This window comes from Microbacterium sp. 77mftsu3.1 (assembly GCF_900100525.1).
Lineage (GTDB): Bacteria > Actinomycetota > Actinomycetes > Actinomycetales > Microbacteriaceae > Microbacterium > Microbacterium aquilitoris.
Genome location: NZ_FNCR01000002.1, coordinates 17,896 through 42,134, shown reverse-complemented (window position 1 = coordinate 42,134; position 24,239 = coordinate 17,896). Strand labels below are relative to the sequence as shown.

The window sequence follows — 24,239 nt, the reverse complement described above, 5'->3', positions numbered from 1 at the left end:
GGGTCAGTCGGCCTCGGTGAGGTCGACACCCCACTCGAGCGTCCACGTCTCGCCGGGCGCGAGTCGGCGGAGGCTTCTGCCGGAGTTGAACGCGTCGGCGGGCGCTGTCATCGGTTCGATCGCGACGGCGACGTCGTGGCCGGGGAACCGGTCGGTCGTGAACACCTGCACGTACTCGAAGCCTTCGCCGGCCCACACCGTCAGTCGCCGTGAATCGGGTGCGACGAGATGAGCCTCGATACGGCCACCCCGCCGGGGGAGCCCGGCGAACGCGACGTCGAGCGACAGGTCGCCGACGCGGCGCGGTGAGCTCAGGTCGTGGTCGTCATCGACGGGCTCCTCGGCGACCGGGATGTTCTGCTCGTCGAGACGGAACCACGTCCGCGCCTCGAGCTGCAGCGACAGGTCGGCAGTGTCGACGTCCGAGATGCGGAAGTAGGGGTGGGTCCCGACGGCGACGGGCGCATCGCCGTCCCCGACGTTCGTGACCGCGTGCGTGACGCGCAGGCCGCGCCCCTCGAGCGCGTAGGTCACCCGGTTCTCGAGGTGGTACGGGTACCCCGTCTGCGGGAACACGTCGGCCCTCAGGGTGAGGTCGGCATCCGTCCGCTGTTCGGCCCGGTACGACGCGAACCGCAGCAGCCCGTGCGACGCGTTGCCGAACTTCGGCTCGGTGATCGCGAGCTGGCGGAGCTCGCCGTCGTCCTCCCAACGGCCGTCGCGGATGCGGTTCGGCCACGGCACGAGGACGATGCCGGATGCCGCGGGTGTCGGCACGTCGTCGGGGTAGTCGGGCACGAGATCGACTTCGCCGACGCGCAGCGCACGGAGCGCGGCGCCGACCTCGGTGATCTCCGCGGAGACGTCGGCGGCGTGGAGGCTGAAGCGGGTTCCGGTGGGGTCGGCGGCCATGCGGCCAGCGTATCCGCGCGGCGGCTTCTCAGGTGGGGCGGGTATCGTGGAGCAGTCGGCGGAGGACACCGCGCTGTGCGCGGGCATCCTGTGTAGTCCTCGGGGCCGATCTCGAAACCCGATCCGCGGTTTCGGAACCAGTAACTGGAATGGCCCCCGGCCGACGGAAGTCCGGGTATCACCGTGCGTGGCGCACGGCGCTGTTTCGTGCGAGAACTCAGAAAGCACACGCATGCCCAAGAACAAGAAGCCGGCCGGCGGCCGCGCGCAGAACTTCGAACCCCGCTACGGCAAGAAGACCTCCTACCAGGACGCGAAGCGTCGCCCGGGTCAGGCCTCCGCCGGAACCACCGGCAGCAAGAGCCCCAAGCACCGCGGCTTCCGCGCCGCCGAGGAGTCGGCACCCGCGAAGGGCCGCTGGACCGAGCAGGACCGCGCCGGCCGGGCCGAAGCCCGCGGCATCCGCTCGAACAGCCGCGGCGACCGCGGTTTCGACGACCGTCCCCGTCGCGACGCCGAGGGCGAGCGCCCGCGTTTCGACCGCGCCGAGCGTCCCCGTTTCGATCGTTCCGGTGGTGCTGAGCGTCCGCGTTTCGATCGGAACGAGCGTCCGGCTCGTTCGTTCGATGACCGTCCGCGTCGCGACGACCGCACCGAGCGCCCCCGTTTCGACCGCAGCGATCGTCCGGCGCGCAGCTTCGACGACCGTCCGCGTCGGGATGACCGCGCCGAGCGTCCCCGTTTCGATCGTTCCGGTGGCGCTGAGCGTCCGCGTTTCGACCGGAACGAGCGTCCGGCTCGGTCGTTCGATGACCGTCCGCGTCGGGATGACCGGACCGAGCGTCCGCGTTTCGACCGCAACGACCGCCCGCAGCGCGATGACCGTCCCCGTCGTGATGACCGGACCGAGCGTCCGCGTTTCGACCGGAACGAGCGTCCGGCTCGGTCGTTCGATGACCGTCCGCGTCGGGATGACCGGACCGAGCGTCCGCGTTTCGACCGGAACGAGCGTCCGGCGCGTTCGTTCGATGACCGTCCGCGTCGTGATGACCGGACGGAGCGTCCGCGTTTCGACCGCAACGACCGCCCGCAGCGCGACGACCGTCCCCGCCGGGACGACCGGCCCCGCCGCGACGAGCGAGCGAACCGGTCGGATTGGCAGGCCGCCGAGAAGTCGAAGGCGCACCAGGACCACGTCGACGTCGTGCACGAGCGTCTCCAGGCCGAAGCGGTGGATGCCGCATCCGTCGAGCAGGCCTCGTTCAGCGACCTCGGCCTCGGCCAGAACATCGTCCGGACCCTCGAGGGCCTCGGCGCCACGAGCCCGTTCCCGATCCAGGCGGCCACGGTCCGCCCGATCCTCGACGGCCGTGACGTCCTCGCCCGTGGCCGCACCGGCTCGGGCAAGACGATCGCCTTCGGCGCTCCGCTCGTCGAGCGCGTGCTGCGCGGTCAGGCCGGCAAGCGCCGCGCCTGGGGCCGTTCGCCGCAGGCCCTGATCCTCGCGCCGACGCGCGAGCTCGCGCTGCAGATCGACCGCACCGTGCAGGAGCTCGCGCAGAGCGTGGGACTGTTCACGACGCAGGTCTACGGCGGCGTGCCGCAGGGCCGTCAGGTCGGCGCGCTCAAGAAGGGCGTCGACATCGTCATCGGCACTCCCGGCCGCATCGAGGACCTCGAGAAGCAGGGCAAGCTCGACCTGTCGGAGGTCGGCATCGTCGTCCTCGACGAGGCGGACCACATGAGCGAGCTGGGCTTCCTCGAGCCGATGCAGCGCATCCTGCGCCTCGTGCAGGACGACGCGCAGAAGCTGCTCTTCTCCGCCACGCTCGACCGCGAGGTCGCCGCGCTGGTCGACGAGTTCCTCGTGAACCCGGCCGTCTACGAGGTCGCCGGCGAGACGCAGGAGACCAGCACGATCGACCACCGCGTGCTCGTGATCGACCACCGCGACAAGGCCGAGATCCTGACCTCGCTGGTCGACCGCGACGGCAAGACGCTCGTCTTCACCCGCACGCGCGCCTACTCCGAGATGCTCGTCGAGCAGTTCGAGGATGCTGGGATCGCCGCCGTCGCCCTTCACGGCGACCTCAACCAGGCCAAGCGCACGCGCAACCTGCAGCGCCTGACCGACGGCAAGGTGAACGTGCTCGTCGCGACCGATGTCGCAGCCCGCGGCATCCACGTCGACGACATCGACCTGGTCGTCCAGGCCGACGCGCCCGACGAGTACAAGACGTACACCCACCGCTCCGGCCGCACCGGTCGCGCGGGCCGCGCGGGCACGGTCGTCACCCTCATCACGCGTCAGCGTCGTCGGCGCATGACCGAAATGCTCGAGCGCGCCGAGATCGACGCGCCGTTCGACGAGGCGCGCGCCGGCGACGACGTGCTCGAAGAGATCACGGGTCGTCAGGCCGCGAACGTCGACGCCTGAGATCGCTCACTAGGGTGGGCGGATGCCGATCGTCATCCGCCCACTCGGTGATCCCGACGTCGAGCCGGTCGTGTCGCTGTGGCACGCGGTCGGCCTGACGCGTCCCTGGAACGACCCGCACCGCGACATCGCGCGTGCCCGCGCCGTCTGGCCCGACCTCTTGCTGGTCGCGTCCGATGGCGTTCGTGTCGTCGGATCGGTCGTGGCCGGCTACGACGGACACCGCGGGTGGCTGTACTACCTCGCAACCGATCCGGCGCGCCGCGGTGAGGGCATCGGACGGATGCTGGTCGCCGAAGCCGAGCGTCGACTCGAGGCACTCGGCTGTCCGAAGGTGATGCTCATGGTCCGTGAGGGCAACGACGCCGTCACCGACTTCTACGACACGCTCGGCTACGCCCGCGACGCGACCTCGGTCCTCGGCAAGCGCCTGATCCCGGACGACTGAGTCAGAACAGCATCGCGGATGCCTGTTCCCGGGTCGCGGTCTTCATCGCCGGCCCCGTGGTCCGCACCGGACCCGCTCCCCGCGGTGGGACGTCCTCCTCCTCGAGCCGACCGTGCAGGCCGTGGCGCCGCAGCAGCGGCCGGACGCGCGCCGACAGCCAGGAGCGGTACCCCTTCGGCGCAGACACCGAGGCCCCCGGGTACAGGCCGCGGTAGGCGGGCACGAGGTCGGGGCATTCCCGCTCGAGCCATGCCCAGAACCACTCCTTCGCACCGGGTCGCAGGTGCAGTGCGCCGAACACGACACGACGGGCTCCGGATGCGGCGATCCGCGCGATCGCATCATCGAGGACATCGACCCCGTCGGTGAGGTGCGGCACGATCGGCATGAGGAAGGCGGTCACCGAGAAACCGGCATCCGTCGCAGCCTTCACCGTGTCGAGTCGCGCCTGGAACGACGGGGCACCCGCTTCGAGGAGCTGTCGCAGCGGCTCGTGGGGGATCGCGATCGACATGGCGATGTGGATCGGGACGTGGGTCGCGGCATCCGTCAGCTGCGGCAGGTCGCGACGCAGCAGCGTGCCCTTCGTGAGGATCGAGAACGGCGTGCCGCTGGCCGTCAGCGCGTCGATGATGCCGGGCATCAGCGTGTAGCGCCCTTCGGCGCGTTGGTAGGGATCGGTGTTCGTGCCGAGGGCGACGGGCTCGTGTCGCCACGACGGCCTGGCGAGCTCGCGGGCGAGGACCTCGGCGACATTCACCTTGACGACGATCTGCGAATCGAAGTCCGCGCCCGCGTCGAGGTCGAGGTATGTGTGGGTGTTGCGAGCGAAGCAGTACGTGCAGGCGTGCGAGCAACCTCGATAGGGGTTCACGGTCCAGGAGAACGGCATCGCCGATCCGCTCGGAACGTGGTTGAGCGCGGACTTGGCGACGACTTCGTGGAAGGTCATCCCCGCGAACTCCGGTGTCGTCACCGAGCGGACGAGCCCACCCATCGACTCGAGGCCGGGCAGCGCCGCGTCGTCGACCGTCGAGATGCCCTGCCCCTGCCACCGCATCTCCATAGTCGAACACATATACGAAAGACTGTCAACGACACACGCGAGATGATCGAACACCGAGGATGCCCACTGGTGACTGCGAGACTGGTCACGTGTCAGAAACGAGGAGCGCCGCCCGGCGACGGGTGCTCCGCAGGCGACGCCAGCGGCGTGCTCTCGTGCTCCTGACCCTCGCTGCGGCCGTGACGGTCGCGCTCGTGATGGTCCTGTCTCGTGCGTTCGCGCCGGAGGACGCCGTCGCCGATCCGGCATCCGATCCCGCCGCGTCGCCACCCGCGGCTGAGGCTTCCCTGCCCGCGGCCTCCACGCCCGGGGCTGACCAGCCTGACCAGACCCCGCCGATCTGCGAGACGGATGCCGTCGTCACCGCACTCGACAGCGGCTCGGATCGGGACGTCATCGCGGCATTCGGCGGCGCCGAACCCTTCAGGGCAGCCGTCGCCGAGGGGGAGGCGCCCTGCATCGACCTGCACGAAGCGGGGCGCCTCTGGGTGGTCGCGAACAAGAGGCATCCGCTGAGCCCGATCGACCACTGGCCCACGCCGCAGGCGCGACCGCAGGGCCTTCGGATCGTCGCGGGCGGGTGGCTGCTCGACCAGACCGCCGCCGCTCTCGACGAGCTGTCCGCGGACCTCGGCGCCGCCGGAGCCGGCAAGATCGGTGTGAGCAGCGGCTTCCGCCCTTATGACAACCAGGTCGAGACGTACAACCGCCACGTCGCCAACCGCGGCAAGGCCGCCGCAGACCTCCGTAGCGCTCGCCCGGGGCACAGCGAGCATCAGACGGGACTCGCGGTCGACGTCGTCGCCTGCGACTCCGGATGCGGAGACCACGACGGCTTCGGCGGGACCCCGCAGTCCGACTGGATCGTCGAGAACGCCTGGCGCTACGGCTTCATCGTCCGCTACGAAGAGGGCCACACGCCGACCACCGGATACTCCGCCGAACCGTGGCACCTGCGCTTCATCGGCCGCGAATTGGCCGCCGCGTATGCGGACGGCGGGTTCAATACCCTCGAGGACTTCTTCGGCCTCGAGCCCGCGCCCGACTACGGCTGAGGTTCCTGGTCGACGGGCAGCCAGAGCTCGCACGTCGCGGACGAGAAGTCGTCGGCGCGATCGAGGACGGCGACGATCGACGGCCCCGGTCGCAGTCGCCACGGGTTCGCCGGGAACCAGTCGGTCGCCGTCGCCGCCCACGTCGACTGCAGCGACTGCGGGTAGGCGCCGCTCGTGCGGAACACCGCCCACGTCCCGGCGGGTACGTCGACGACATCGAGGTCCGCGGGAACCGTGCTGCCCTCGGCGCGAGCGACCCCGTGCAGATAGGTCAGCTTGCTGCCCTCGGTGTAGTCGGGGTCGACGTCGGCGCTGACCTGCAGCAGGCCGGCCGGGTCGGTGTCGCTCAGCCCCTTCAGTCGCGCGTGCTCGGTCGCGGGGAGCGCGGCGATGTGCGCCTGGATGGCGGGGTTCACCCCGCGATGCATGAGCGGCACGCGTGCCGCTCGCCCGATCAGGCGGAAGGCCGGTCGTTCGACGATGCGGGTGTCCATGGGGATGCTCCCTTCTACGGTCAGGCGGAACCTGAGCCGGGGTTGTGTGCGGAGGGGGCCTCCGTCACGCCGTGCGACGGAAGGGGCGATGCCGTGCACCGCCCGGAACGCCCGGGCGAACGCCTCGGTCGAGCCGTAGCCGTAGCGCACCGCGATCGTCAGCAGGTCTTCGCCCCCGACCACGTCGCCTGCCGCCGCGGTCATCCGCCGCCGCCGGACGTACTCCGACAGCGGCATCCCCGCCAGCGACGAGAACATCCGGCGGAGGTGGTACTCCGTCGTGCCGTGCGTCCGGGCCACTGCGCCGACATCCAGCTCGTCGCCGAGATGCGCCTCGATGTGCTCGACCGTGCGGGTGAGTGCGGTGATCACGGTGTCTCCCTCCGGCATCCACTCTCCTCTTCGTTCCACGACGATGCCCGATATCTGCGGACCGGAACGGTCGGCTTAGCCGCGGAACTGAGTCGCGCCCACCCTGGCATCCGATCCCACGACGCGCGTACAGTGGAGGCTGGCGACGCCGCCCACGAGCGCAGCGTCGCGCGAGTGTGAGAGCACTGACACGAAGGGGGTCCGCGCATGGAGCGGAACATCTACGACGAGGATCACGAGGCGTTCCGCGACGTCGTCAAGGAGTTCGTCAAGCGGTACGTCACGAACGAGAAGCGCGAACAGTGGGATGCCGCGGGCGAGATCGACCGCGCCACGATGCTCGCGGCGGGCGAGGCCGGCGTCATCGGCCTGAGCGTCCCCGAGGAGTTCGGCGGCGCGGGCATGCTGCAGGACTACCGCTTCCGCACCGTCGTCAACGAGGAGATCATCCGCGCCGGAGCGGGTTCGCTCGCCGGCGCCTTCGGCATCCAGGACGACCTCGCTGTGCCGTACCTCGTGCACATGGGCACGCAGGAGCAGAAGCAGAAGTGGCTGCCGCGCATGGCGACCGGCGAAATCCTCGGCGCGCTCGCGATGACCGAGCCCGGCGCGGGCTCGGACCTGCGCGGCATCTCGACCACGGCGAAGAAGACCGACGGCGGGTACATCGTCAACGGCGCGAAGACGTTCATCTCGTCGGGGACGACGTCCGACATCTTCGTCGTCTTCGTCAAGACGGGCGAGGGCAACCGCCCCGACGCCTTCTCGCTCCTGCTGCTCGAGGCCGACATGGCCGGGTTCGACCACGGTAAGAAGCTGCACAAGATGGGCTTCCAGGGTCACGACACCGCCGAGCTCAGCTTCACCGACGTCTTCGTGCCCGATGAGAACCTCATCGGCGGCGAGGAGGGCAAGGGCTTCATCCAGCTGATGATGAACCTGCCGCTCGAGCGCCTGTCGATCGGCGTTGCCGGCGCGGCCGCCGCGCAGGCCGGTGTCGAATGGACCATCGCGTACACGAAGGACCGCGAGGCCTTCGGTCAGCGGATCATCGACTTCCAGAACACGCGCTTCGCGATGGCCGACCTCGTCACGACGGTCGACGTCATGTGGGCCTACATCGACCGCGCGATCGCCCTCTACGGCGAGAACAAGCTCTCGGCGGAGGATGCCGCCCAGGTCAAGTTCTGGGCCACCGAGCGTGAGTGGGAGGTGCTCGACGCCTGCGTCCAGCTGCACGGCGGCTACGGCTACATCATGGAGTACCCGATCGCGCGCGCGTTCCTCGATGCCCGCGTGCACCGCATCTACGGCGGCACGAACGAGATCATGCGCGATATCGTCTCGCGCCGTATCGCCGGCAAGCGCTGAGTCCCGAAGGCTGCCTTTAGTCGCGTCTTAGGCGCGATTAAGGGAGGCGGGGTGTCATCGACGCATGCGCACTCGACACCTCCGCCTCACTCTCTCGCTCGCTCTCCTCTCGGTCGGCGCCCTCGTTCTGGCGGGATGCGTCGCGCCGGCCGTCGAGGAGGGGGGAGAGGGGACGGATGCCGCAGGCGCCGCGACCTCGACGGCCAGCTTCTGGGACTCCTCGACGGTGCATGCGATCTCGGTCGACGCGGATGAGGACGCGCTCGCCCAGCTTCTGAAGACGTACGGGAGCACGGGTGACAAGGAGTGGATCGAGGTCACCGTCACGATCGATGGCCAGGTCTACGAGCGTGCGGGGCTGAAGCTGAAGGGCAATTCGTCGCTGAAGAGCGTCACGAGCGATGACGACCCCAGTGGCATCCCCTGGGTCATCCGGCTCGACAAGTTCGTCGACGACCAGAACCACGAGGGCATCACCGAGTTCGTCGTCCGAGGCAACAGCTCTGAGACATCGCTCAACGAAGCCGTCGCGCTCGATCTCCTCGACCGGGCGGGGCTCGCCAGCGAGCAGGCCGCGGCCACGCGGTTCACGATCGGGGGGTCCACGTCGTTGCGCCTCGTCGTCGAGAACCCGGGCGAAAGCTGGAACGAGTCCACCCTCGGCGCGACCTCGCTCTACAAGGCCGAGTCGGGCGGGGATTACTCCTACCGCGGCGACGACGCGGAGTCCTACACGGACGTCTTCGATCAGGAGGCGGGCGAAGACGATCTCAGTCCGCTCATCTCGTTCCTGGAGTTCATCAACGATTCCGACGACGACACGTTCAGCGCCGAGCTGTCGGAGCACCTCGATGTGACGGAGTTCGCCACCTACCTCGCGTTCCAGGACCTCGTCGACAACTTCGACGACATCGACGGGCCGGGCAACAACTCCTACCTCGCCTACGATGCGGACACCGACCTGATGACCGTCGTCAACTGGGACCTCAATCTCGCCTTCGGCGCCTCGCCAGGGGGTGCCGGGGCAGGCGGTGCCCGCGGTGACGGGACGGCGATGCCCGACCGTGGTGACGCGGGAGCGCCCGAGGGCGATGCCGGGGCGAACCGACCCGCCCGGCCGGACGATACCGGTGGTGTCGCCGGGCCGGAGATGGGCGGAGGCGGGGGTCGCGGTGGCTCCAACATCCTGGCCACGCGCTTCCTCGCCGACGAGGACTTCCACGCGCTGTACGAGAGCGAGTTGGAGAGACTGCGCGACCTCTTCTACGGATCAGGGGCCGCGGAGGAGATCCTCCAGACGTGGTCGGACGCGCTCGTGGCCGGTGCCGGCGACCTCGTCGACGCCGACGTCATCGCCTCGGATGCTGCGGACCTGACGGCATCCTTCGAACGCCTCGCTGACTGACGCGTACCGAGGTCCCGATCGGGCCGGAAACGACGCGCTGTTTCCCGGCCCGATCGGGACCTCGATCGCGTGCGGCCTCCTACTTGGCGACGAGCGTCGTCTCGAAGCTGTAGAGGTCGGGGCGGTAGCAGTGGTGGCCGTACTCGAAGGCGCGGCCCGAGTCGTCGAACGCGACGCGCTCCATCGTGAGGACGGGCCCCGCGGTCTCGATGTCGAGGAGTTCGCCCTCGTCGCCGCGCGCGCTGCGGGCGCCGATCTTCTGCTTGGCGACGCGGATGGTGATGCCGCGCGCGCGAAGGATCTCGTAGAGGCCGTGCTCCTCGAGCTGCTCGCGGGTGATGTCGGCGAACTCCGGCGGCAGGTAGTTCTCGAGCACGGCGACGGGCACTCCGTCGGTGCTCCGCTGCCGACGGACGAAGAGGACGTCATCGCCGGGTGTCAGGCCGAGGCTGTGGGCGACGACGTCGGTGGCCGGGATGACCTCGTGCCCGAGGACGCGGGTCGCGGGGACGTGCGAGGAGTTCTTGAGGTCCTCGTAGAGGCTCGTCAGCTCGACCGCTCGCGTCACCTGCCCTTGGACGACCTGCGTGCCGATGCCCCGGCGTCGCACGAGGAGGCCCTTGTCGACGAGCTCCTGGATCGCACGTCGGATGGTGGGGCGGGAGAGGCCGAGGCGCTGGCCGATCGCGATCTCGTTCTCGAGGCGTCCGCCGGCCGGGATCGCGCCGGAGTGAATGGCGGCCTCGAGCCGACTGGACACCTGGAAATACAGCGGCACGGGACCGGTGCGGTCGAGGTCGGTGAAGAGTTCCGCGGGCCAGTAGGTGTCGGCATCGACCACAGCCCTCACACTCCTTCTGATGGATGACGGGTGTCGTCGGCGTTTGTACCGACAACATCACGTGACAGGCTAACGGCACATCCGTCCTGGCTTCCGGATTTGTCTATGTGTTATTGTTAGGACATGTTCGCGCCTCGAGACACGACCGCCGGATGACCTCTCGCGCCACCGCCCCCGAGGTCCTGTCGCTCGGCCGTCTCGGCGTCGACATCTACCCGCTGCAGATCGGTGTCGGCCTCGAAGAGGTCTCGTCGTTCGGCAAGTTCCTCGGCGGAAGCGCGGCCAACGTCGCCGTCGCAGCCGCCCGCTACGGGCACGACGTCTCGCTCGTCTCGCGCGTCGGCGATGACCCGTTCGGCCGCTACCTCCGCGCCGAACTGGACCGCCTCTCGGTCGACCCGACGCTCGTCGCCGTCGACGGCACCTACAAGACGCCGCTCACCGTCTGCGAGATCTTCCCGCCCGACGACTTCCCGCTGTACTTCTACCGCGAACCGAAGGCGCCGGACCTCGAGGTGACGCCCGACCAGCTGCCGGACGACGTGCTGGTGGAGGCATCCATCTTCTGGCTCACGGTCACCGGCCTCAGCCAGGAGCCGAGCCGCTCCACCCACTTCGACGCCCTGCGTCGCCGCGGCCGCGCGCGCCACACCGTCCTCGACCTCGACTACCGGCCCATGTTCTGGCCCGACCCCGCCGAGGCGAGCGCGCAGGTGTCCGCCGCCCTCGAGCACGTGACGGTCGCCGTGGGCAACCGCGAGGAGTGCGAGGTCGCCGTCGGCGAGACCGACCCGATGCGGGCGGCCGACGCCCTGCTCGAGCGCGGCGTCGAGCTCGCGATCGTGAAGCAGGGACCCGAGGGCGTCCTCGCGAAGACCCGCACCGAGACCGTCGTCGCGCCGCCGCATCCCGTCGACGTGGTCAACGGGCTCGGCGCCGGGGACGCGTTCGGCGGTGCCCTCTGTCACGGCCTGCTGCTCGGCTGGGACTTGGAGCGGATCCTCCGCTTCGCGAATGCGGCCGGCGCCATCGTGGCGTCGCGCCTGGAATGTTCGACGGCGATGCCGACGACCGACGAGGTCGAGGCGATCCTGAGCGCGGGGAGCGCGACATGAGCGACCGAGTCATCAGCGAGGCCGCCTTCGCGCGTCTGCGCGAGCTGCGCGCCTTCGACCCCGAGGCGATCCGGCACGCTGTCGCGACCCGCACCCGGCGCCACCTCGACACCGGCGACGGCCGCCTCTTCATCGTCGCTGCGGATCACCCCGCCCGCGGTGCACTGGCCGTGGGGTCGGATGCCGCGGCCATGGCCGACCGCTACGAACTGATCGAGCGCCTCGCCATCGCGCTCAGCCGCCCCGGGGTCGACGGTGTCCTCGGCACCCCCGATGTGATCGACGACCTCGCTGCCCTGGGCCTGCTCGACGGCAAGATCGTCGTCGGCTCGATGAACCGCGGCGGCCTGCGGGGATCCTCCTTCGAGATGGACGACCGCTACGGCGCGTACGACGTGCCCTCCATGATCTCCGCGAACCTGGACTTCGCGAAGGTGCTCATGCGCATCAACCTCGAGGACCCGGCGACGGCCGCGACCCTCGAGGCGACGGCGCACGCCGTGACCGCGGCGGCGGGCGCCGGCATCCCGATCATGCTCGAGCCGTTCATGAGCTCGTGGCGAGACGGCCGCATCGTCAACGACCTGTCGACGGATGCCGTGGTCCTGTCGGTCGCGATCGCGTCGGGCCTCGGCGGGTCGAGCGCGTACACGTGGATGAAGCTGCCCGTCGTGCCCGACATGGAGCGGGTCATGGCGGCAACGACCCTCCCGACGCTGCTCCTCGGCGGGGACTCGGGGGAGGACCCCGACACCACCTTCGCCTCCTGGCAGGATGCCCTCGCGCTTCCCGGTGTCCGCGGACTCACCGTCGGCCGGACCCTCCTCTACCCGCCCGACGGCGACACCGCGGCTGCGGTCGACATCGCGGCCGGTCTCGTCCACTCCTCCCTCGTCACGAAGGAACACTCATGAGCACCCTCTCCACCCAGACCCGCGTCATCGGCCACTGGATCGGCGGCGCGCACCGTGCCTCGACGAGCGGGCGGACGGCTCCGGTGTACAACCCGGCGACGGGCGCGGTGCAGGCAGAGGTCGCCCTGGCCGACCAGGCCGAGATCGACGAGGCGATCGCCGCGGCCGAAGAGGGCTTCCGCGTGTGGTCCGCGTTCTCGATCGCGAAGCGTCAGGGCGTGCTCTTCGCGTTCCGCGAGCTGCTGAACGCACGCAAGGGCGAGCTGGCCGAGCTCATCACGAGCGAGCACGGCAAGGTCGTCTCGGACGCCATGGGCGAGATCCTCCGCGGCCAGGAGGTCGTCGAGCTCGCAACCGGGTTCCCGCACCTCATCAAGGGCGCGTACTCGGAGAACGCATCGACCGGCGTCGACGTCTTCTCGATCAAGCAGCCCCTCGGCGTCGTCGGCGTCATCTCGCCCTTCAACTTCCCCGTCATGGTGCCGCTCTGGTTCGCCCCGATCGCGATCGCAGCCGGCAACGCGGTCGTCCTCAAGCCCAGCGAGAAGGACCCGTCGGCCGCGCTCTGGCTCGCCGAGCTGTGGGCGGAGGCGGGCCTGCCCGCCGGCGTCTTCACGGTGCTGCAGGGCGACAAGCTCGCCGTCGACGGGCTGCTGCACAGCCCCGTCGTGCAGTCGATCTCGTTCGTCGGCTCGACTCCGATCGCGCAGTACATCTACGAGACCGCATCGCGGAACGGCAAGCGCGTGCAGGCCCTCGGCGGCGCGAAGAACCACATGCTCGTGCTCCCCGACGCCGACCTCGACCTCGTCGCCGACCAGGCGGTCAACGCGGGCTTCGGCGCGGCGGGCGAGCGGTGCATGGCGATCAGCGTCGTCCTCGCCGTCGAGCCGGTCGCCGACGAGCTGATCGCCAAGGTGAGCGAGCGCATCGCGAAGCTCCGCATCGGCAACGGCGCGGGCCAGGACGGCGTCGAGCCCGACATGGGGCCGCTCATCACCGACGTCCACCGCGACAAGGTGTCCTCCTACGTCGACATCGCCGAGGCCGACGGCGCGACGGTCGTCGTCGACGGTCGCGGGTTCACGGTCGACGGCCACGAGGACGGGTTCTTCTTCGGACCCACCCTCCTCGACCACGTCCCGACGACCTCCCGCGCCTATACCGAGGAGATCTTCGGACCCGTCCTCTCGGTCGTCCGCGTCGAGAGCTACGACGAGGGCCTCGCGCTCATCAACTCGGGCGAGTTCGGCAACGGCACCGCGATCTTCACCAACGACGGCGGCGCCGCGCGCCGGTTCCAGCACGAGGTGCAGGTGGGCATGATCGGCATCAACGTGCCGATCCCCGTCCCCGTCGCGTACCACTCGTTCGGTGGCTGGAAGAAGTCGCTGTTCGGCGACGCGAAAGCGTACGGTGTCCACGGGTTCGACTTCTTCACCCGTGAGAAGGCGATCACCAGCCGGTGGCTCGACCCCGCCACGCGTGCCCTCGGCGAGCACGGCGGCATCAACCTCGGCTTCCCCCAGAACACCTGATCGCACGCCGCCCGGCGGCGGCATCCCGAGAGCGCGAAGATGAGCATCGAGAACACCTGGTTCCACCGCCGCGGCGACCTCGCCGCAGACGGCTGGGAGAGCGTCGTCGGCCGGGGCACCCCCGGCTGGCAGCACACCGGCATCCGTGTCGCCGACCTCGCGGACGGCGATGCGGTGGACCTCACCGAGACCGACGTCGAGCGCATCATCGTGCCGCTCGCGGGCTCCTTCGAGGTCGACCATGCAGACGGCGACGACAGCGCACGGACGACGCTGCAGGGTCGTCGGTCGGTCTTCGACGGCCCGACCGACGTGCTCTACCTCCCGGTCGGACGGACGGCGACGCTCACAGGCCGCGGCCGTGTGGCCGTCGCGGAGGCCCCGGCATCCGTCCGCCTTCCGTGGCGCCACATCGCCGCGGCGGAGACCCCCGTCGAGCTGCGCGGCGCGGGATCGTCGAGCCGACAGGTGCACAACTTCGGGACGCCGCAGGCGCTGGATGCCGACCGCCTGATCGTCTGCGAAGTGATCACCCCGGCCGACAACTGGTCGTCGTACCCGCCGCACAAGCACGACGAGCATGTCCCGGGGCACGAGTCGCGCCTCGAGGAGATCTACTACTTCGAGTCGGCGCCGGTCGCGGGGTCGGCGGCCGCCGAGGACAGTGCCTTCGGGATGTTCAGCACCTACTCCTCGCCCGCGGGCGAAATCGACATCGCCGCGATGGTGCGGACGGGCGACATCGCCCTCGTGCCCTACGGCTACCACGGCCCGGCCGTCGCCGCGCCGGGCTACGACCTGTACTACCTGAACGTCATGGCCGGGCCCGACCCCGACCGGGCGTGGCTCATCAGCGACGACCCCGCGCACGCGTGGGTCCGCGACACCTGGACGGAGCAGGACGTCGATCCGCGGCTCCCGTACCCGACCGAGGAAGGCCGATCCTGATGGCAGAGACGAAGCGGATGACGGTCAGCCAGGCGCTCATCGAGTTCCTGGCCCACCAGTGGACGGTCGACGGCGACGTGCGCGAGCGCACGATCCCCGGGGTCTTCGGCATCTTCGGTCACGGCAACGTCGCCGGCATCGGCCAGGCGCTCACTCAGCTTAACGTCCACGATCCCGACCTCATGCCGTATCACCAGGCCCGCAACGAGCAGGCGATGGTGCACCAGGCCGTCGGCTACGCGCGGATGCACCGTCGCCGCGGCACGTATGCGGCCGCGGCATCCGTCGGTCCGGGTGCGGCCAACATGCTCACGGGAGCCGCGCTCGCGACGACCAATCGCCTTCCGGCGCTCCTCCTGCCGAGCGACACGTTCGCGACCCGCGTCGCCGACCCCGTCCTGCAGCAGCTCGAGCAGCCATGGGACATCGGGCTCACGGTCAACGACGCGTTCCGCCCGCTCTCGAGGTTCTTCGACCGCGTGCAGCGGCCCGAGCAGCTCTACTCGATCGCGCTCGCCGCGATGCGTGTGCTCACCGACCCCGCCGAGACCGGCGCCGTCACGATCGCCCTCCCCGAGGACGTGCAGGCCGAGGCGCTCGATGTGCCCATCGAGTTCCTGCAGGACCGCGAGTGGCACATCCGCCGTCCGCTCCCCGAGCGCGGACCTCTCGAGCGCGCGGTCGCCGCGATCCGCTCGGCGAAGACCCCGTTCATCGTGGCCGGCGGTGGGGTCATCTACTCCGAGGCGGAGGAGCAGCTCCGCGCGTTCGTCGAGGCCACCGGCATCCCCGTCGGGACGACCCAGGCCGGCGGCGGATCCCTCGCGTGGGACCACCCGCAGTACCTCGGCGGCGTCGGGGCGACGGGCTCGCTCGCCGCGAACCGGCTTGCGGCCGAGGCCGACGTCGTCATCGGGATCGGCACCCGCTACAGCGACTTCACCACCGCGTCGCGGACGGCCTTCCAGAACCCGGACGTCGTCTTCGTCAACATCAATGTGGCCGCCTTCGACGCCTACAAGCACGGCTCGGAGCTGCCCGTCGTCGCCGACGCCCGCGAAGCACTGGTCGCGCTGACGCGGGACCTCGAGGGCTTCCGCGTCACGGCCGACCACGCCGAGCGGATCGCCCGACAGAAGGCGGAGTGGGACGAGATCGTCGACCGCGCGTTCGCGCCGTCGGGTGCCGACCGTCCCGGTCAGCCCGAGATCATCCACGCCGTGCACGCCGCGACCGACCCCCGCGACGTCATCGTGCAGGCGGCCGGATCGCTGCCCGGCGACCTCCACAAGCTGTGGCGCGTGCGGGACCCGCTCGGCTACCACGTCGAGTACGCGTTCTCGTGCATGGGCTACGAGATCGCCGGCGGGCTCGGCGCGAAGCGCGGGCTCGTCGCCGCGGGGGATGACCGCGACGTCGTCGTCATGGTGGGCGACGGGTCGTACCTGATGCTCAACAGCGAGCTCGTCACGGCGGTCGCCGAGGGCATCAAGATCATCGTGGTCCTCATCCAGAACCACGGCTTCGCCTCGATCGGACACCTCTCCGAGACGGTCGGGTCGCAGCGCTTCGGCACGCAGTACCGCACCTACGACTCCGCCGCGAAGAACTTCCAGGGCGGCGACGTCCTCCCCGTCGACCTCGCCATGAACGCGCGCAGCTACGGTCTCGACGTCGTCGAGATCGCCGAAGGACCGGATGCCGCGGCGAACCTGACCGATGCCGTCGCCGCCGCGAAGGCATCCGATCGGTCGACGTTCATCCACATCAACAGCGATCCGCTCGTCTACGCACCCGACAACGCCGGGTGGTGGGACGTGCCCGTCCCGGAGGTGTCGACCATCGAGTCCACGCAACAGGCCCGCGAGGCCTACGTCGGCGAACGCGCCGCTCAGCGCCCCCTCCTCGGCGGAGGTGCCCGATGAAGGCAGTCGTCGCCGGTGCTCCCGTCAGCTTCGGCGTCTTCGAGCTGACCCCGGAGGGCGCCGAGACGATCTCGGCCGACGCGATGATGGCGGCGCTCGCCGAGGCGGACTACGCCGGCATCGACCTGGGCCCGCTCGGGTTCCTCGGTGAGGACGCCGCCCTCCGGGGCCGCCTCGAGCGGTTCGGCCTCGGGCTCGCCGGTGGTTGGGTCCAGCTGCCGTTCTCAGACGACGAGGCCTTCGCCGCCGCCCTGCCCGACCTGCGCGCGGCGCTCCGCCAGTTCTCGGCGGGTGCCGAGGCCGGCGCCGGCCCCCTGCCGCTTCCGACGCTCGCCGACGACGGGTCGTCGCTCCGCCGCGGTGCCCCGGGTCGCGGCGCCGAGGTCGACCGGCTCGACACGGATGCCTGGGGCCGCCTCACCGACAACGTCGCCCGCGCCGCGCGCATCGTCCGGGGGGCCGGCTTCGAGCCGACGTTCCACCACCACGCGGGGACCTTCGTCGAGTCGCCCGACGAGATCGACCGGTTCGTCGCCGACACCGACGTCGACCTCACCCTCGACACCGGACACCTCTTCATCGCGGGCGGCGATCCGCTCGCCGCCGTCGAGCGCTGGGGCGACCGCATCAACCACCTGCACCTCAAGGACGTCGACCTCGCCGCGCTCCGACGGGTCCTCGCCGCAGGCGGGGGGATGCCGGAGGTCTGGTCGGGCGGCTCGTTCGTCGCCTTCGGCCAGGGCGACATCGACCTCGCCGCCGTCATGACCGCCCTCGACGCCCGCGGGTACGAGGGCTGGGTCGTCGTCGAGCAGGACGTGCTCAACGGACCCGACGTCGCCCTCGACGCCTTCGTCACCGCCCGCTCCGCCGATCAGATCACCAACCGCGACGCCCTGCGCGCGTGGGTGTGACCCTTCCCCCTCTCTCGACGAACAGGAACGACATGACCGCCACCCCCGTCCGCTTCGGACTCTTCGGCTCCGGACGCATCGGCCAGGTGCACGCCGCGAGCATCGCCGCATCCCCCGACGCCGAGCTGGCGTGGATCGCCGACCCGTTCATCGACGGCGCCGAGCGCCTGGCCGCGCAGTACGGCGGCAAGACCACGACCGATCCCGCCGAGGTATTCGCCTCGGGCGACGTCGACGCCGTACTGGTCGCGTCGCCGACGCCCACGCACGTCGACCTCATCCGCGCGGCCGTGGAGGCCGGCATCCCGGTGCTCTGCGAGAAGCCGATCGACCTCGACATCGCCCGCGTCGAGGCGCTCCGTCCCGTCGTCGCCGCGGCCGGCGTGCCCGTCGCGCTCGGGTTCAACCGCCGCTTCGACCCCGGTTTCCGCACGGCGCGTGACCGCGTCGCCGCGGGCGAGATCGGCCGCCTCGAGCAGCTGACGATCATCAGCCGCGACCCGTCGGCACCGCCGGCGTCCTACGTCGCCGTCTCGGGCGGCATCTTCCGCGACATGACGATCCACGACTTCGACATGGCGCGCTTCTTCCTGCCCGACATCATCGAGGTCACCGCTTTCGGCACGACGACGTTCGACGACGGCGCCCGCGAGCACGGCGACTTCGACACCACGACCGCGATCCTCAAGTCCGCCTCGGGCGCCCTCGTCACGATCGTGAACTCACGCCACAGCACCACCGGCTACGACCAGCGCATCGAGGTCTACGGCAGCGAGGGCGACCTGACCGTCGCCAACCAGGGCACGAGCCTCGTGAGCCTGTCGAACGCGAACGGCGTCGCTGCCGGTGCGCCGTTCGAGGCATCCATGGTCACCCGCTACACCCCCTCGTACCGGGCCGAACTCGCGGAGTTCATCGCGCTCGTGCGCGGCGAAGCCTCGACGAGCCCGACGTTCGACGACGGCCGCGCCGCGCTGCTTTTGGCAGACGCGGCGCAGCGCTCGGCGACCGAGGGTGTGTCGGTCGCCGTCGACCTGACCTGACGTCGTGATGAGGTCCCGATCGGGCCGGGTGAGCGCACGCGTTTCCCGGCCGGATCGGGACCTCGCCGTCGCTGCCCCGTACGATCGACCCTCGTGAGGGATGCCGCCGCCGATCGCCGCTCGTGGGTGTTCCCCGTTGTGGCCCTCGGGGCGGGACTCGCCCTGTTCGCCCTCGCCGTGGCGGTCGTCCTGGCGGCGTCCGACCTGGACATCTGGTCGATCCTGCTGGCCGTCGTCGGCGGATGGGCGCTCGGTGCTGCTTTCGTCGGCGCGGTCGAGCGTCTCGGTGCGGCGGGCCTGATCGTCCACGTCGTCGTCGCGAGCGCGGCGGGAGCCGTGCTCGCCACCGTCGGCTCGTGGGGCGACCTGCAGGGCAGCCCGGTGCTGCGCGCCGTCGTCGTCGCCGGCGGGATCGCTCTCGCCCCGGCATCCGCGTGGATCTGGATCGCCCTCCTCGGACGCGTCCTCGGCCGCATCCGGGTCGGGCGGCGACCATCGCCGCCGTCGACTCTCGATTGGCGTGCTGCGCCGGCGGGAGGCGCCGCCGTGGAGGTCCGCGCGGTGTCGATGTCGATGCGTGGCCTCGCTGCGGGGATCGTCCTCGCGATCATCGCCGCCGCCGTCCCCGTCATCGCCGTGCTGATCGGCCTCTCGGACGTCTTCCCCCGGCTCGGGCCCCGCTCCCTCGTCGTCCTGGTCGCGCTTCCCTTCGCGGGGCTCGCCTACCTCGCTCTGTGGGCCGTCGTCCAGCGCCGGTCGGCGACATACACGATCACGTTCGGCGCCTCTGACGTGCGCATCGCGAACGCGGGGCGCGAGGAGCGCTTCGCCTACCGCGACATCGATCTGCTCCGCTGGCGCGAGCGCGGCGAGTACGCGCGCCTCGAGGTGCGGACCGCCACGACGCACCGCACCCTGCTCGTGGGACTCACCCGCACCCCCGCCCTGCCACCCCTGTCGCGGCGGACGGTCGGCCTGCTCGAGGCCGAGGGGCTCACCGCGCAGGTCTCGCGCGACCGCGCGCTCACGACCTACCGGCGCTGAGCCGCTCTCGAAGTCCCGCTCCGGCCGGGAATGCGCGCCCGTTTCCCGGCCCGATCGGGACCTCGCCCCTCCTCAGGCCTCGGACGGTACGGGATGCGGCTGCTCCCGCATGCCCCACGGCGAGCCGTAGCCCTCGGGCTTCGGCGCGGCGAGCAGCTCGAGGAACGGCTTCGCGTCGAACGCCTCGGGACCGAGCACGCCCGTCCCCGACCACGTGCCCCGGGCGAGCAGCTCGAGCGCGATGACGGGGTTGATCGCCGTCTGCCAGACGACGGCCTGCGAGTTGTCCTCGCGCATCGTCTGCTCGTTGTCGGCCACGTGGTACAGGTACGTCGAGCGCGGCTGCCCGTCCTTGCCGGTTCCCGTCACCCACACGCCGGCGCACGTCTTGCCGCTCATCTTGTCGCCGATGGTGGCCGGGTCGGGGAGGGCCGCCGCCACGACGTCGCGCGGTGAGACCTGCACCCCCTTCACGGTCAGCGGGTCGGTCTTGTCGAGGCCGAGCTTGTTGAGCACCCGCAGCACCTCGATGAACTCGTCGCCGAGGCCGTACTTGAATGTCACGCGCTTGGCCTTGGTCCACCGCGGCATGAGGAGCACCTCCTCGTGCTCGACGTTGACGCACTCGACCGGGCCGATCCCGTCGGGGAAGTCGAACACCTCCGGCTCGCTGAAGGGCTCGGTGACGTACCAGCCCTTGCCCTCCTCATAGATCACGGGCGGGTTCAGGCACTCCTCGATCGTCGTCCAGATCGAGAACGACGGCGCGAAGTCGTACCCCGCGACGACGAGGTTCGCGCCGTCGCGCACGCCCAACTCGTCGATCTCGTCGAACAGCTCATCCTCCGCGTAGCGCGCGAAGACGTCCGACAGGCCCGGCTCGACGCCGATCCCGACGAGCGCCAGGCGCCCGGCATCCTGCCACTCCTGCTCCTTCGCGAACTGCGCGTCGCCGAGCTTGACGCCCACCTCCTCATACGGGCGATCCGGATGCCGCTGCGACAGGCTCATGGCCATGTCGAGGTACGTCGCCCCGGCCGCGAACGCGCCGTCGAAGATCGGCATGACGAACCGCGGGTCGACGGCGTTCAGCACGTGGGTGGCGAAGTGCTCGCGGAGGAGGGATGCCACGGACTCGGCGTTCGAGGCATCCACCTGCGCCGCGGCGAACCGCTCGTCGCCGAGCTCGTCCACGAGCGCCTGCGGGCGGGCCGGGTCGTAGTCGGCGATGATGACGGTCTCGAAGAAATCGCGTCGGCGGAGGATGCGGGCGGCGGCACTGCCGACACCGCCCGCGCCGATGATGAGGATGCGCATGCGGGGGTTCCTTTCGGGCGGTCAGATGCCGCCGTCGATCGAACGGGGGAGCGAGCTGGTGTCGTCGGGGACGAGGACGGGGGTGTCGCGGTTGAGGCTCTCGCCGCGGAAGAAGCGCTTGGCCCGAGGGAAGAAGAACCAGACGACCATGAGGACCGCGCCCAGCGCGAGCGCCCCGATGCCGACCACGAACGTCGAGCCGACCCCGAGCAGAGTGCCGTAGTAGCTGTAGTCGGGGGCCAGCATGTCGATTGCCGACTGGATGAACGCGTACGTCAGCATGAGCGCGCCGATGAGCGGGAACAGCCCCTTGAAGAAGAAGTCGCGCGCGGAGCGGAAGAGGTCGGCCCGGAAGTACCAGACGCACGCGTACCCCGTGATGGCGTAGTAGAAGGCGATCGCGAGGCCGAGGGAGAGGATCGTGTCCTGCAGGATCGCGTCGCTGATCGTCGTCATCACGACGTAGTAGACGATCGCGACGACGCCCATGACGAGCGTCGAGAACGACGGGGTCCGGTAGTCGGGGTGGACGTCCTTGAACTTCACGGGCAGCGCCCGGTAGACGCCCATCGCGAGGGTGCCGCGGGCGGTCGGGAGGATCGTGGTCTGCGTCGACGACACGGCCGAGATGAGCACCGCCACCACCAGAAGCCACCCCCACGGACCGAGCAGTCCGTCGCGGATGCCGAGGAAGAAGTCGTCGGCGTTCTCGGGATTGCCGAGCCCGCCGCCCTCTTCGCCGATGCCCGCGTACATCATCGCGGCGATCGTGACTGAGACGTAGGTGACGAGCAGGAGCACGCAGGTGAGCAGGGCCGCCAGTCCCGGGATGCGCTTGGGGTCCTTCGTCTCCTCGTTGAGGGCGAGGCACGTGTCCCAGCCCCAGTAGATGAAGATCGCGAGCAGGATCGCCTCGACGAACCCGCCCCAGTCGCCGAAGGCGAACGGGTTCAGCCACTCCCAGCTGAACGGCGTCGCCGCCGGTGCGTCGCCGGCGAAGAACTGCGTCAGGGCGGCGATGACGAAGACGATGAGGGCGAGGTACTGGATGCCGAGCAGCACGTTCTGGATGCGCTCGCCGATCTCGACACCGCGCCACGAGATCCAGGTCATCGCCGCGATGAAAGCGACGGCGACGACGATGATGCGCCAGTCGTTCTGCTCCTCGAACTCCTGCCCGAGGAGCGCCCAGAAGTACACCGAGCCGACCTGGGCGAGGTTCGCGAGCACGATCATGCCGGCGATCGCGACGCCCCACCCGCCCATCCAGCCGACCCACGGCCCGAACGCCTTGGTCGCCCACGTGAACGCCGTCCCGCAGTCGGGGACGGCGTTGTTGAGCTCGCGGTAGGCGAAGGCGATGAGCAGCATCGGGATGAACGCGATCACAAACGCGATCGGCGCCTGCCCGCCGACGGCGAGGACGACGTAGCCGAGCGTCGCGACGAGCGAATAGACCGGCGCCGTCGAGGCCAGGCCGATGACGGTCGAGCCCCAGAGGCCGAGTGTGCCGGCGGCGAGCCCCTTGCCGTCCGGCCGGGTCAGGTGAACGGGTGTCGTGGTCACGCGGGCCTCCTCAGAAACGCGAGCCGCTCCCGCGATCGGGTGCGGCCTGCGGCATCGGGAGCGTGGGGCCCTGCGGGAAAGTTGCCTCACAGTAGCACCGGGTTCCTCGCGGCACGAGGCCCGATTTCAGGAGGCCCGAGGAGCCCGCCGTCGCGCCAGCCTGGCCACACCGGCGGCCCGCAGCCGGTCGGCGATGAGGATGCCGGCCCATGTCCCCACCACGCAGCTGACGGCGCAGAGGCCGATGAACAGCACCACGAGCAGCGGACTCATCGACCACAGGTCGAACGACTGGGCGGCGAGGATCGGATACCCGATGCCGATGGCCGCACCACCGGCGTAGTGCAGCCAGGTCGACCAGCGCCGGTAGAGCGTCACCAGGAACGGGAGCTCGGGGAAGAGCGACCAGAAGACGGTCGTCGCGACGGCCGAGATCGTCCAGAACGGAGTGAGGACGAGACCGGAGATCACTCCGACGAGCAGTCCAGCGAACGGGCGGTTGAGGAGGCGCAGCGCGATGACCGCCGGCATGACCCACAGGCCCGCGATAGCGACGCTCGCGAAGGGGACGGTGGCGAACAAGCCGAGCGACACCCACCATCCGACGGTGAGCACGATCCCCGAGGCGACACCGATCGCGGCGCACGTGAGCAGGTAGGCGGTGGTGATCTTTCCCATGTCAGTGTCCCGTCGTCGAGCGCCAGTAGCCGATGAAGCTGATCGCCGCCTTGTCGACGCCCTGCGCGACGAGGTGGCGGCGGGCGGAGGTCGGCAGGTGCTGCTCGCCGACGATGAAGTGGTGGGCGCCCGGGGCGGGGGCGTGGCGCTCGAGCGCGGCGAGGGCGAGGGAGCCGGGTGCGGCATCCGCGTCGCGCACGAGCCAGCGCACGTCGACGCCGGCCGGGGCGTCGAAGTCGAGTGCGTCCTCGGCGCTCGGCGCCTCGATCAGGGCGACGCCGGTGGCGGATGCCGGCAGCGAGGCGCAGATGCCGGCCACCGCGGGGGCGCCCGTCTCGTCGGCGACGAGCACGACGCGATCGACTCCGCGGGCGGGGTTGAACCCGAGGCCCTCGTCGATGATGACGACGCTCTCGCCCGGTTGCGCGCGCTCCGCCCATCCCGACGCCGGACCCGAGGCATCCCCCTGCCCGTGCAGGACGAAGTCGACATCGATCTCCGCGCCACGGGAAGCGGATGCCGGGCGGTACGCACGCACGGTGTAGTTGCGCATGACGGGGCGGACTCCCTCGGGGATGCGGAGGAACCGGAGGTAGCCCAGCAGCCCGTTCGCCTTGGCCGGGATGCGGTCGAGGCCCTCCTCGCCGCCGACGGGCAGGAACAGGCGGAACCACTGGTCGTAGCCGCGGAAGGTGAAGCGGTCGATCTCACCCCCGCCGAGGGTGACGCGCATCCAGTGCGGGGCGATGCGCTCGGTGCGCACGACGGTGAGATGCAGGAGCTCCTGCATCTCGGGCTTCACGAGTGCGCTGGCGCGGGCCATCGGCATCCTTTCA

At 70.3% G+C, this 24,239-nt stretch carries 21 protein-coding genes; 13 read left to right on the top strand and 8 right to left on the bottom strand.

All coding sequences use genetic code 11. From position 1 onward, the window contains the following. Positions 1-3: 3 nt before the first annotated feature. Positions 4-912 (bottom strand): aldose 1-epimerase family protein, encoded by a 909-nt coding sequence (locus tag BLR68_RS05070; RefSeq protein ID WP_018187931.1) that lies wholly within the window; start codon positions 910-912, stop codon positions 4-6. A 232-nt stretch (positions 913-1,144) separates the two neighbouring features. Between BLR68_RS05070 and BLR68_RS05065 the strand changes: the two genes are divergently transcribed. Both BLR68_RS05065 and BLR68_RS05060 read left to right on the top strand, forming a co-directional pair. Beyond that, complete coding sequence (locus tag BLR68_RS05065; protein ID WP_091362294.1) at positions 1,145-3,349, top strand: DEAD/DEAH box helicase; 2,205 nt, start codon at positions 1,145-1,147, stop codon at positions 3,347-3,349. A gap of 22 nt (positions 3,350-3,371) precedes the next feature. Next, on the top strand, positions 3,372-3,797 hold the full coding sequence (locus BLR68_RS05060) for a GNAT family acetyltransferase (RefSeq protein ID WP_018187933.1): 426 nt from the start codon (positions 3,372-3,374) through the stop codon (positions 3,795-3,797). Between the two features lies 1 nt (position 3,798). On the opposite strand, the gene BLR68_RS05055 is transcribed toward BLR68_RS05060, so the two are convergent. Continuing rightward, positions 3,799-4,857, bottom strand: coding sequence for an Rv2578c family radical SAM protein (locus BLR68_RS05055; RefSeq protein WP_040570610.1), 1,059 nt, complete (start codon positions 4,855-4,857; stop codon positions 3,799-3,801). A 95-nt stretch (positions 4,858-4,952) separates the two neighbouring features. On the opposite strand from BLR68_RS05055, the gene BLR68_RS05050 reads away from it, so the two are divergent. Further along, positions 4,953-5,918, top strand: coding sequence for a M15 family metallopeptidase (locus BLR68_RS05050; RefSeq protein ID WP_256335321.1), 966 nt, complete (start codon positions 4,953-4,955; stop codon positions 5,916-5,918). On the opposite strand, the gene BLR68_RS05045 is transcribed toward BLR68_RS05050, so the two are convergent. After that, positions 5,909-6,802 carry an AraC family transcriptional regulator gene (locus BLR68_RS05045; protein WP_018187936.1) on the bottom strand — a complete coding sequence of 298 codons (894 nt, stop codon included), beginning with the start codon at positions 6,800-6,802 and terminating at the stop codon, positions 5,909-5,911. The genes BLR68_RS05050 and BLR68_RS05045 overlap by 10 nt on opposite strands. Before the next feature lie 189 nt (positions 6,803-6,991). On the opposite strand from BLR68_RS05045, the gene BLR68_RS05040 reads away from it, so the two are divergent. Further along, positions 6,992-8,155, top strand: coding sequence for an acyl-CoA dehydrogenase family protein (locus BLR68_RS05040; protein WP_018187937.1), 1,164 nt, complete (start codon positions 6,992-6,994; stop codon positions 8,153-8,155). Positions 8,156-8,219: 64 nt separating this feature from the next. Continuing rightward, on the top strand, positions 8,220-9,560 hold the full coding sequence (locus BLR68_RS05035; RefSeq protein ID WP_018187938.1) for a CotH kinase family protein: 1,341 nt from the start codon (positions 8,220-8,222) through the stop codon (positions 9,558-9,560). Positions 9,561-9,639: 79 nt separating this feature from the next. On the opposite strand, the gene BLR68_RS05030 is transcribed toward BLR68_RS05035, so the two are convergent. Beyond that, positions 9,640-10,401 carry a GntR family transcriptional regulator gene (locus BLR68_RS05030; RefSeq protein WP_018187939.1) on the bottom strand — a complete coding sequence of 254 codons (762 nt, stop codon included), beginning with the start codon at positions 10,399-10,401 and terminating at the stop codon, positions 9,640-9,642. A 152-nt stretch (positions 10,402-10,553) separates the two neighbouring features. On the opposite strand from BLR68_RS05030, the gene iolC reads away from it, so the two are divergent. The 8 genes from iolC (at position 10,554) to BLR68_RS04990 (ending at position 19,842) form a co-directional block, all read left to right on the top strand. Next, positions 10,554-11,516 carry a 5-dehydro-2-deoxygluconokinase gene (gene iolC, locus BLR68_RS05025; protein ID WP_018187940.1) on the top strand — a complete coding sequence of 321 codons (963 nt, stop codon included), beginning with the start codon at positions 10,554-10,556 and terminating at the stop codon, positions 11,514-11,516. After that, positions 11,513-12,430: a Cgl0159 family (beta/alpha)8-fold protein gene (locus tag BLR68_RS05020; RefSeq protein WP_018187941.1), complete on the top strand. Its 918-nt coding sequence runs from the start codon at positions 11,513-11,515 to the stop codon at positions 12,428-12,430. The genes iolC and BLR68_RS05020 overlap by 4 nt, the downstream gene beginning before the upstream one ends. After that, positions 12,427-13,968: a CoA-acylating methylmalonate-semialdehyde dehydrogenase gene (locus tag BLR68_RS05015; RefSeq protein WP_018187942.1), complete on the top strand. Its 1,542-nt coding sequence runs from the start codon at positions 12,427-12,429 to the stop codon at positions 13,966-13,968. The genes BLR68_RS05020 and BLR68_RS05015 overlap by 4 nt, the downstream gene beginning before the upstream one ends. 39 nt (positions 13,969-14,007) lie before the next feature. Next, positions 14,008-14,916, top strand: coding sequence for a 5-deoxy-glucuronate isomerase (gene iolB, locus BLR68_RS05010; RefSeq protein ID WP_018187943.1), 909 nt, complete (start codon positions 14,008-14,010; stop codon positions 14,914-14,916). After that, positions 14,916-16,841: a 3D-(3,5/4)-trihydroxycyclohexane-1,2-dione acylhydrolase (decyclizing) gene (iolD, locus tag BLR68_RS05005; RefSeq protein ID WP_018187944.1), complete on the top strand. Its 1,926-nt coding sequence runs from the start codon at positions 14,916-14,918 to the stop codon at positions 16,839-16,841. The genes iolB and iolD overlap by 1 nt, the downstream gene beginning before the upstream one ends. Next, positions 16,838-17,755 (top strand): sugar phosphate isomerase/epimerase family protein, encoded by a 918-nt coding sequence (locus BLR68_RS05000; RefSeq protein WP_018187945.1) that lies wholly within the window; start codon positions 16,838-16,840, stop codon positions 17,753-17,755. Before iolD ends, BLR68_RS05000 begins: the two co-directional genes overlap by 4 nt. 32 nt (positions 17,756-17,787) lie before the next feature. After that, positions 17,788-18,798: an inositol 2-dehydrogenase gene (iolG, locus tag BLR68_RS04995; RefSeq protein ID WP_018187946.1), complete on the top strand. Its 1,011-nt coding sequence runs from the start codon at positions 17,788-17,790 to the stop codon at positions 18,796-18,798. 93 nt (positions 18,799-18,891) lie between these two features. Beyond that, entirely contained in the window at positions 18,892-19,842 is a 951-nt protein-coding gene (locus BLR68_RS04990) for a hypothetical protein (protein WP_018187947.1), read from the top strand. Between the two features lie 72 nt (positions 19,843-19,914). Here BLR68_RS04990 and BLR68_RS04985 read toward each other — a convergent pair whose 3' ends face one another. The 4 genes from BLR68_RS04985 to BLR68_RS04970 form a co-directional block, all read right to left on the bottom strand. After that, on the bottom strand, positions 19,915-21,159 hold the full coding sequence (locus BLR68_RS04985) for a saccharopine dehydrogenase family protein (RefSeq protein ID WP_018187948.1): 1,245 nt from the start codon (positions 21,157-21,159) through the stop codon (positions 19,915-19,917). A gap of 21 nt (positions 21,160-21,180) precedes the next feature. Further along, positions 21,181-22,725 carry an APC family permease gene (locus tag BLR68_RS04980; protein WP_018187949.1) on the bottom strand — a complete coding sequence of 515 codons (1,545 nt, stop codon included), beginning with the start codon at positions 22,723-22,725 and terminating at the stop codon, positions 21,181-21,183. 126 nt (positions 22,726-22,851) lie between these two features. Continuing rightward, the gene (locus tag BLR68_RS04975; RefSeq protein ID WP_018187950.1) at positions 22,852-23,403 is read right to left on the bottom strand and encodes an ECF transporter S component; all 552 of its coding nucleotides are present in this window, start codon (positions 23,401-23,403) and stop codon (positions 22,852-22,854) included. A gap of 1 nt (position 23,404) precedes the next feature. Continuing rightward, a complete protein-coding gene (locus tag BLR68_RS04970; protein ID WP_018187951.1) occupies positions 23,405-24,226 on the bottom strand; it encodes a siderophore-interacting protein in 822 nt (273 codons plus the stop codon). Positions 24,227-24,239 lie beyond the last annotated feature (13 nt).